The following is a 9,328-nucleotide window of genomic DNA, read 5'->3' on the forward strand; positions in this document are numbered from 1 at the left end:
AAAAAGGTAGAGCAAAAGTGGATTACTGCTTTGCCTAATTGGGCTTTAACTATGTCTCAACTTGATATCTTTTTTCCTGGTAGGTTAAAAATTGAGTTGAATTGAAAATGCGGTTTGACACACTTTTTTGAACGTTCCCGTGGATTTTTTTCATGGTTGTTTGGATCTGATGAACCATCAACTGAATCTGATCAAATAATTGCACCAAGTAACTCAGGAGGAGAGGAGCTAACAAACTATCAAGAGGGTGATAATAATATTATATAATAGATTTCTTGCATAACTGGAATGCAAAAGTTGATGTCATGAAACCAATTAAATTTACGGAGTATAATGGATTCCAGACTGGAATGACGCTCTTTTGGTTCACAACCTTTGGTGTATTACGAAACGATTCCCATTCAAGACAATGTCATCCCAGTGCTTGACACTGGGATCCAGAAATTTTGGGTACAAAAGTAATCCTAAGTTTTTATTGATGAAATTACGAAAGAGTGGATCCCAGTGTCAAGCACTGGGATGACAATAAGGAGCTACCTGAATGACAAGAAAAGACTACTTGAATGACAAAAAAGGGAGCATTGGCTTGCACATTCCCCTGAACAGATACCTTGATACATTAAAGTTTCTAGGTTTGAGTGGTGGAATCCGATTCAGTGTGAAAATTAGCAAACTCCTTTTTGAGCTGTAGAATAAAATTTTTTATTTTAATGAAAAAATTGCTTCCGCATACTCAAGATGCCATTATAATGATAGTAGAGATATTTAGAGAGCTCAAAATCTATCTCGGTCTGCAGACCTTTTAACCAATTTTTCAATAAAAATTCAGCCACATCTGTTGTGTGTACATTCTGAATCTTTTTTATACAGGAGGATTTTATGTCCAGAATTCCAGATATTTGACCTTTACTTTAGCTAATAACAGGCGCCTGTAGTTTTTAGAATTAGTGTTAACACGGTTTTTCTACTTTTTTTTTCTTAATGTTTTAACTCAATACACACCATCATCATTTACTGCTTCTAAATATATCATTGCTAAACACACGCCGCTGTGTATTTCTATAGATAACTCATTGCCTAAACTTCGATTAAAGCAAGAATTCTTTCCTGGAAAAGCAAGGTTACTAAGGTACAGTTCCCATTGTAATCCTTTAGTTGATATTTGAGCTTTCGGTATACCAAGTAAGGATATTTTAGTATTTTTTAGCAAAGAGGAAAAATAGCTAATACCTTTTTGTAATGCGTACCCCACCATGGGAGGCGAAGGCATATAAAAGATACTATCTGTACTTAAAAAAAAGTTAATATTTTGTAGTATATGATCAATTGCTCCTCCAGTAATACCCGTTACTATTGATGGCAATAACTTTACTGTTTTTAAGTGAGCCATTGCTTTAGAAAAGTCGCAATAATCTTGATCAGGTAGATATACTGTATTTAAATTAGCACGTAAATTCGGATTTATACTATCCAAATCTCCTATTACAAGATCAGGTTTTACGCCAATTGATAGAAGCTTATTTGCTCCTCCATCTACAGCAATAACAGGTATATCTTGTTTAAAAAACGATGAATCAGGTATTTCTCCATTTAATACTACAATAGAACGATATTCTTGCTCCACGCTACAATGTAGCATATGGTTATAAAGCGCTTCGTGCAGTTTTTGCATCGTAGTAACATTTTTGAACAATTGATATTATACTGATCACTAATCCAGCAATATTACTGAGTATCACAAAAGTTAAACCCTGACAAATACCGTAAATAAGCCAAGATGATGAACAAATAAGATAATTCACCAACATTAGCATCGATACGTCACGAGTAAGTTTTGTGATATATGCTCTATATACTTGAGGCAATAACCCAATAAGAGATGTAATGAACGCGATGAAGCCAAAGCATTCTTCAATATTTATATACATACATTTTCCTACGTTTGTTTTAACAAGATCAGGTTCAAAGGGTTGTACTTTATGTACTCTCAGCTTTTTTAGAGCACCCCTAATGCGTGTAATTTATAACATCATTTAGTCTATTAATCAAGAAATTAACAGTGACTTGCATTCATGAAACCCAATCGGCTTCTATGCTAATTATTATCCAAACTAATAGTCGGCTGTGCATCCTGCTCAGAGATCAGAGCAACTAGCAAATTGTTTATCAATTGAACCTTTTGTTTTCCATCCAATCGTAAGCTTTTATTTTTTTCAAAATGGGCTATTACTTCTTCGATAATTCCTATTGCATTTTGCACTATATGCTTTCTTGCAGAGGTGATGGCATGTGCTTGTTGACGCCTCAGCATTGCCTGTGCAATCTCAGATGAATACGCCAAATGCGATATTCTCGCTTCTGTAATTTCAATTCCAGCAATATTCAATCTTTGTTGTAGCATTGACCGCAATTCATTTGAAATTTTGTCAGAGTTTTTACGCAAAGATTCTTCATCGTTTTCGCTATCATACGGATAATTACTTGCCAGTTCTCTAATTACCGAGTCACTTTGCACAAAAACAAAATCATGATAATTATTAACATTATAATATGCCTTCGCAGGACTGCTCACTCTCCAAACAATTACTACTGAAATCTCTATCGGACTTCCATTAGCATCATTAACTTTAATTTTTTCTGTATTGATATTCTGAAATTTCAAAGAAACTCTATATTTACTCGAAAACGGAAGCGTTACGCATATTCCAGACTTAAAATAAGTTCCAATATAATGACCAAAAAACTCTATCACTCTTGCTTCATTAGGATCATTAACGAAAAATCCTTGAGAAAAAGTCAATATTGAAACAGCAGCAACTCCAAGTGCAATTGTGCTGTCATACACAAAAAGTACCAATAAAATTAACCCTAGCGCTATTAGTACAGGAAAAGCCCGAATTTTACTTAGATTTCTATCATTTATTGTATTTTTATCTGTACTGTCTTCATCAGATTGCTTTTTCACTTGCACCCTCTCTGCTGATTATTTCATCTACCCTACTTACAAATAATTTAAACTCTCTTAATTCACGATCAGGCAACTTTATCTCATTGCCATGAGCTATCGTAAGCGGATCAATATGTTTACCATTATATATAACTTCATAATGTAAATGAGGTCCTGTTGCAACACCAGTGCTGCCAACATAAGCAATGATTTGTCCCTGCTTTACTTTAGAGCCTAACTTTATATCGCTACTAAATTTGCTTATATGTGCGTAACAAGTTGAATATTTATTGTTGTGCTTTATTTTGATGTAATTCCCATAGCCACCATTCTTTCCTATATATTCTATTACACCTTCTGCAGTGGCGTGTATAGGAGTGCCAAGTTTAGCTGCATAATCTACTCCTTTATGAAAAGCAATTTTACCATGAATGGGATGCTTTCTATTACCAAAATTCGAGGATATACGAAAATCTCCGTTCAAAGGACTTACGAAACTCTTTAAGCTTATCCCCTCTTTATTAAAATACTCTTCTTTGCCGTTTTGTGACTCATAATAATATAAACTTATAGCTTTATTGCTTGTTGTGAGTGAAGTATATAAAATTTTTTCTTCAGCCTTCTGATCACTCTCACACAGAACTTCCAACTTGCTTTTGGGCACAATGTCTTTTTTAAAATCTACACCATAATCTTTATATATGCTGATTAATCTCATTATTGTATCTGGCGCCAAACCTTCTGCATCAAAAAAAGAGGATTTTATGTCACTGGATATGAATAACAACTTTCTATCACTTTCTGTCACCAAAGCAGCTTTTTTTTTTCTGATCCCGTCTTGGAATAACACTGGAGAGTGGGTTAGTGTCATTTCAGTGCTTGACCAAATTTTTAATCGAAAATGTTGTATAGCGTGCTGTTTACAATCAATTTTGCTGGATTCCAGTGTCTGGGCACTGGAATGACAATAGTCTTTCTGCGCAAATGTTTCAGTTGAATATGCTGGTAAAATACAAAGCAGTGGAAGTATTACCAGCCTCATAGTTTATCAGCAAAAATAAAATTACCTTCAACATACTGCACATCATCATTATCTTCTAGCTCTTCAACTAATATAGATAATTTATCAATTAATTCTTTGTCGCTAACTTCAATCAGGTCCTTTGGTTGCCATGAAAGACGAGCAAGTTCTGGTTCTCCAAATTTTGTATAGAAAGCGTCACGTACTTTACCAAAGTCTTTTACTTCACAAGTTATAACATATAATTCTTCTTTGTTATTTTCCTCAACATTCAATACTTCTAATTCAATTCCATAGTTAAATAAATCTTCAAAATTTATACCCTCTGCTTTATAGACAATTAAGCCTACATGATCGAAAAGGTAACTCACACATCCTGTTTCTCCCAAATTACCGCCTTTGCGAGAAAAGATATAACGTATCTCAGAAGCAGTTCGGTTGCGATTATTTGTCAGAGCATGGACAATAAGTGCAGCACCAGAAGGTCCGCAGCCTTCATATTGTATTTCTTCATAACTTTCTCCAGCAACGTTACCAGCTGCATTTTTTATTGCTGTTTCTATTTTATCTTTTGGTAGATTTTCCTTTCGCGCAGCAAAGATAGCAGAGCGAAGACGTGGATTGAGTTCGGGATCAGGCAGCCCTTGTTTTGCAGCAACTGTTATTTCCCTAATGAGCTTCGTAAATTTTTGCGAGCGCTTTGCATCCTGAGCACCTTTTCGATGTTTTATATTTGAAAACTGTGAATGACCAGCCATAAGAAAACTAATTCACCCCTTCTGCTAACATATTTTCATACTGCTCAGCTTCTAAGTCAAGGCCAAGAGCTAAGTGAGCTGTTATTAAATAACTAATAACTCTAGAAGAATATTTATCGCTTATCATATTTTGAAAACGCTTAATTGCTGCTAAATATTCACCACGCTTTAGGTAAAATTCACCAATAGAATACTCTTTTTTTGATATATGTTCTGTGATTAATTTTTCTTTTTCTTTGATCTCTTCTATATATTCGCTATTCGGAAAAAGATTAATATATTCAGTAGCTAGCTCTAAAGTTTTATATGCAATTTGTTGCCCAAGCTGCACTTTATTAATTTGCATGTAATAAGATAATACTCTTAAGTAATATACATATGGCAAATCTTCACCATTTGGATAAACGTATATATAATCATCCATATCACTTGCAGCACTGCTGTAGTTACCCATATTATAGTAAGAAACTCCAGATAATAATTTTGCTTTCATTGCCCAATAAGATAAAGGATACAAATCCTCTATCTTTTGAAATGCTCTAATAGCTTGCTTATATTTTTTCTGATCATAAAGCTTAACTGCCTCCTCATATAGTTCAGTTTCAGTGTGTTCCAGATCATTCCCATACGACTGCACAAAGGAGCAAATAAGGAGAAAAAAGCATATGATTAAAGTCTTATACATAAGATTTTTTTTGATCAAAATAAAGTATAGACTAAATATTACCTAAATAAACAAATTTTTGGCATTATCATCGAGCAAAAACCTGCCCTTTCCCTATATTACCTATACCAGCACCTGTTGGAACACCTTTTCCACTCACTTCTACGTTCTCTAGCTTTCTAATATAAGAATGTATGATCAATCCACTTCCGACCATCAAAAGAGCAATACCTACCAGACCTAAAGCAGGCCCAACAGCAGATGATGCTAATGCTACTTCAGAAATCAACATTATCCTCCTAATTAGTAATAAAGAAGAACCAGCAAGCATTAACTTAGCTGTAGACATATTGCTTGTCTTTTTTTCAAATTTCTCATCAAAGCCTTGCTCTTTTTCTAATTCAGAATTTTTATTTTTCTTGTACTCACAATAGCAAAAAGTAGCACTCGCTACAAAGTAGAATATACTAGAAATTGAAAAAGCTACGTCTTCTATTATTCCTTGTGCCAATGCTTCGCTTACTATGCTAGCCACAATAACTAATGTAACTAAAGCAGCATCAGCATAGTTACAGTAATCATCAACTGTATAAGGAATGTCTCTCTTTTCTTTTTCTCCATCTTCAATATTCTCCAACTCTCGTTCTTTTTCTGCTATTTTTCTATTATTATAAATTAAATATAGCGTGCAAATAAGAGATAAGACTGTGAAAGGTAATATAATATGGCCTAATGCACCGCTTATAAGGCCAAGTAATACCTGATCGCTACATGTTTTTTCGAGCTCAATTGCCATCAGCAATGCAAATGGAACCATTGTTGCCAATGATACACATTTTCTATTTAGCTCTCTTTTTTTTAAAGTTAATAACTCCTGTTCCAGCTTCTGCTTTTTTTTTCCTTCTTCAAGTATTAATAATTCTTGCTCAAGTTTTTTTCTCTTTTTTTCTTCTTCATCAACTGTTGACCAGAAATCTCGAAAAAAATCCTCTATTTTAGTATCTTTCTCAGAACTTGATCTCTTAAAGGAAGACTCAGTATTAAAGCTATCTATAATAATACCAGTCATACAAACTTGACTAATTTATAAACTAATACATTATACAGGATTTTAACTAATCAGTCAATATTGTGAAATTATTAACTTTCTTTGTATACTCTTAAGCAATTTAGTCAATCTGTTTGATGCCAGCTAGAACGTAATTATAGCCTGACCACATAGTCATAACAGCTGCAGCCCACAAACAAATCACACCTATGTATTTAGTTGTTTCATAATCACTCATTATTAACGCCACTATAGCAACCATCTGAAAAAATGTTTTAATTTTCCCAGCTTTGCTCACAGGTAGACTAACGTTTGTAGCTATCAAAAACTCTCGTAAACCCGAAACTAATATCTCTCTACAAACAATTATAACTGACGGTATGATTGTAACATCATCTATTTTTTGCTTATAAACTAGCATGATTATTGTTGAAACTACTACTAACTTATCAGCAATTGGGTCAAATAATTTGCCAAAATTCGATTGGACTTTCCATGCACGTGCTAAATAACCATCAAAAAAATCTGTAATGCACGCAAACATAAAGATCAATATTGTTATTAGACTTGCATATTTACTTTCTATATAAAAGCTTGATATTATTGCCGGTATCGCGAGCGCACGAGAAATTGTTAGCAAATTAGGCACGTTTTTCTTAAGCATGTAAGTCACACTATTGGTAGATAAACTTATACAGAAGTACAACAGAATTCACAAGCTAATAGTTGAACATTCATAAAAACCCCATATACTTAAAAAATTACTAACAATAAGCTCAAAGCATGAATAATGATTTAGATAACACCACAAAACAAGAAGCACTTAAGTACCATAATAGAAGTGGTAAACCTGGTAAGGTATCGGTTATACCAACAAAACCCTTATCCACACAGCATGACCTATCACTTGCTTATTCCCCTGGTGTTGCAGCCCCATGCCTTGCAATAGCTAAAAATCCTAAAGCTGTTTATGATTACACGGCAAAAAGCAATTATGTGGCTGTCATTTCAAATGGCACCGCAGTCCTGGGACTTGGCAATATCGGTCCTCTTGCTTCAAAACCCGTCATGGAAGGCAAAGCTGTTTTATTTAAGCGTTTTGCTGACATTGATGCAATTGATATAGAAGTTGACACAGAAAACATAGAAGATTTCATCAATGCAGTAAGGTATCTTGGTCCAAGTTGGGGGGGAATAAATCTAGAAGATATAAGATCTCCTGATTGTTTTATAATAGAGAAACGTCTAAATGAGTTGATGGATATTCCGGTGTTCCACGATGATCAACATGGCACTGCAGTAGTTGTTGCAGCTGGTATAGAAAATGCCCTCGATATTGTTGGAAAGAAATTAGGAAATGTAAAGATCATCATGAATGGTGCTGGAGCAGCTGGTATTGCGTGTTTGGAAATACTGAAGTCTATGGGTGCTAAGAACATAGTACTATGCGATAAACAAGGAGTAATACACAAAGACAGAAAAGAGGATATGAATGAGTGGAAAGAAAAATATGCAATTGACACTAAAGAACGTTCTCTACTCGATGCCATAAAAGATGCTGATGTATTCATCGGACTCTCTGCAAAGGATGTGCTCAGTGAAGGAATGTTAAAAAGCATGGGTAAAGACCCAATCATTTTTGCTCTTGCTAACCCTGATCCAGAAGTAAGGCCTGAATTTGCAAAATCTGTAAGGCCAGATGCAATAATTGCAACTGGTAGGTCAGATTATAACAACCAAGTCAATAATGTAATGGGATTTCCTTACATATTCAGAGGGGCACTTGATGTATATGCAACGACAATAAATGATGAAATGAAAATTGCTGCTGCAGATGCAATAGCAAAGCTTGCTCGCGAGCCAGTGCCGCACGAGATATCTGCAGCCTATGGTGGTCGTAAAATGAGCTATGGACGTGAATATATAATACCTACTCCATTTGACCCAAGATTAATTTCTATAGTATCTCCTGCTGTTGCAAAAGCTGCAGTTACCTCAGGTGTAGCAAGAAAGGAAATAAAGGACTGGAATGAGTATGCAAGTCAATTAAAATCTCGTCTTGCTAGTGCTCTCAGCACGCTGAATCTATTGTCTTCACAATAATCAATTGCATATTTTAGACTTATAATTAAAATAAACTGATGACTATTACAATTCACGAGTTAGAGAAAATTATCAAACAATCATTTCCTGATGCTGATATAAAAATTAAAGACCTTGCTGAAGATGATGATCACTACCATTTAAAAATAACTTCCAAGTGTTTCTCTGGAAAGACAAAAATAGAACAACACAGAATGGTATACAAGGCTCTTGAAGGTCAGTCTATACATGCATTGCAACTAGAAACTGGAGCTTAAAATTAAGGTGATATTTATGAACAACTTTGAACAAATAAAAAAAGACATAGCAGAAAACGATGTAGTGCTGTATATGAAAGGCACCTATGACTTTCCTCAATGTGGATTCTCTGGGCTCGTCGTATCAATTCTCAAAAATTTGAATGTAAAGTTTAAATGCATCAACGTACTTGAGAATGATGAAATACGTCAGTCCATAAAAAGTTTTTCTGATTGGCCAACAATTCCACAAATATATATAAAGGGAGAGTTTATTGGTGGCTGTGACATAATCCGCGAGATGTATGAAAAAGGTGAATTACAGAGTTTATTGAAAGAAAAACAGATTGTTTAGTAAGGAAATAAGCAAGAAAAAAATAGGCGTGCCTCACACCTAGCCTGATTAAAAACTTGGGAACGTTCAAAAAAGTGTGTCAAACCGAAAAAAAAGTAATAAATTGATATAAAAAATGGAGGTTTGATATGAGTCAAGCAAATAGAACTACTGGTTTGGTAGATTATAAAGAATTAGAAACAAATATCCTGTCATC

At 34.4% G+C, this 9,328-nt stretch carries 12 protein-coding genes and 1 riboswitch; of the genes, 4 read left to right on the forward strand and 8 right to left on the reverse strand.

Going from position 1 to position 9,328, the window contains the following annotated elements; translation table 11 throughout:
• The first annotated feature begins 114 nt into the window (after window positions 1–114).
• Complete coding sequence (locus tag JR312_RS04700) at window positions 115–267, forward strand: hypothetical protein (protein ID WP_416647849.1); 153 nt, start codon at window positions 115–117, stop codon at window positions 265–267.
• A 724-nt stretch (window positions 268–991) separates the two neighbouring features.
• Here the strand turns inward: JR312_RS04700 and JR312_RS04705 are convergent.
• The 8 genes from JR312_RS04705 to pgsA form a co-directional block, all read right to left on the reverse strand.
• Window positions 992–1,672 (reverse strand): thiamine diphosphokinase, encoded by a 681-nt coding sequence (locus tag JR312_RS04705; RefSeq protein WP_416647850.1) that lies wholly within the window; start codon window positions 1,670–1,672, stop codon window positions 992–994.
• Window positions 1,644–1,928, reverse strand: a complete 285-nt coding sequence (locus tag JR312_RS04710) for a SemiSWEET family sugar transporter (protein ID WP_416647851.1) — start codon at window positions 1,926–1,928, stop codon at window positions 1,644–1,646. The genes JR312_RS04705 and JR312_RS04710 overlap by 29 nt, the downstream gene beginning before the upstream one ends.
• A riboswitch (TPP riboswitch) is annotated at window positions 1,917–2,019 on the reverse strand. (Overlaps the previous gene by 12 nt.)
• A gap of 76 nt (window positions 2,020–2,095) precedes the next feature.
• Complete coding sequence (locus tag JR312_RS04715; protein ID WP_416647852.1) at window positions 2,096–2,965, reverse strand: SPFH domain-containing protein; 870 nt, start codon at window positions 2,963–2,965, stop codon at window positions 2,096–2,098.
• On the reverse strand, window positions 2,949–3,989 hold the full coding sequence (locus JR312_RS04720) for a M23 family metallopeptidase (protein ID WP_416647853.1): 1,041 nt from the start codon (window positions 3,987–3,989) through the stop codon (window positions 2,949–2,951). The genes JR312_RS04715 and JR312_RS04720 overlap by 17 nt, the downstream gene beginning before the upstream one ends.
• Window positions 3,986–4,726: a YebC/PmpR family DNA-binding transcriptional regulator gene (locus tag JR312_RS04725; RefSeq protein WP_211907905.1), complete on the reverse strand. Its 741-nt coding sequence runs from the start codon at window positions 4,724–4,726 to the stop codon at window positions 3,986–3,988. The genes JR312_RS04720 and JR312_RS04725 overlap by 4 nt, the downstream gene beginning before the upstream one ends.
• A 7-nt stretch (window positions 4,727–4,733) precedes the next feature.
• Window positions 4,734–5,411, reverse strand: coding sequence for an outer membrane protein assembly factor BamD (gene bamD / locus JR312_RS04730; protein WP_264330555.1), 678 nt, complete (start codon window positions 5,409–5,411; stop codon window positions 4,734–4,736).
• Between the two features lie 67 nt (window positions 5,412–5,478).
• Window positions 5,479–6,459, reverse strand: coding sequence for a hypothetical protein (locus JR312_RS04735; protein WP_416647854.1), 981 nt, complete (start codon window positions 6,457–6,459; stop codon window positions 5,479–5,481).
• Window positions 6,460–6,559: 100 nt separating this feature from the next.
• A complete protein-coding gene (gene pgsA / locus JR312_RS04740) occupies window positions 6,560–7,102 on the reverse strand; it encodes a CDP-diacylglycerol--glycerol-3-phosphate 3-phosphatidyltransferase (protein WP_264330557.1) in 543 nt (180 codons plus the stop codon).
• 119 nt (window positions 7,103–7,221) lie between these two features.
• Between pgsA and JR312_RS04745 the strand changes: the two genes are divergently transcribed.
• The 3 genes from JR312_RS04745 to grxD are packed head-to-tail and all read left to right on the forward strand — an operon-like array spanning window position 7,222 to window position 9,132.
• Window positions 7,222–8,541, forward strand: a complete 1,320-nt coding sequence (locus tag JR312_RS04745) for a malic enzyme-like NAD(P)-binding protein (RefSeq protein WP_416647855.1) — start codon at window positions 7,222–7,224, stop codon at window positions 8,539–8,541.
• 38 nt (window positions 8,542–8,579) lie between these two features.
• A complete protein-coding gene (locus JR312_RS04750) occupies window positions 8,580–8,798 on the forward strand; it encodes a BolA/IbaG family iron-sulfur metabolism protein (protein ID WP_416647856.1) in 219 nt (72 codons plus the stop codon).
• Window positions 8,799–8,814: 16 nt separating this feature from the next.
• Entirely contained in the window at window positions 8,815–9,132 is a 318-nt protein-coding gene (grxD, locus tag JR312_RS04755) for a Grx4 family monothiol glutaredoxin (RefSeq protein WP_416647857.1), read from the forward strand.
• Window positions 9,133–9,328: the final 196 nt, after the last annotated feature.

The sequence above is a fragment of the Wolbachia endosymbiont of Nasonia giraulti genome (genome assembly GCF_048054155.1).
GTDB lineage: Bacteria > Pseudomonadota > Alphaproteobacteria > Rickettsiales > Anaplasmataceae > Wolbachia > Wolbachia pipientis_C.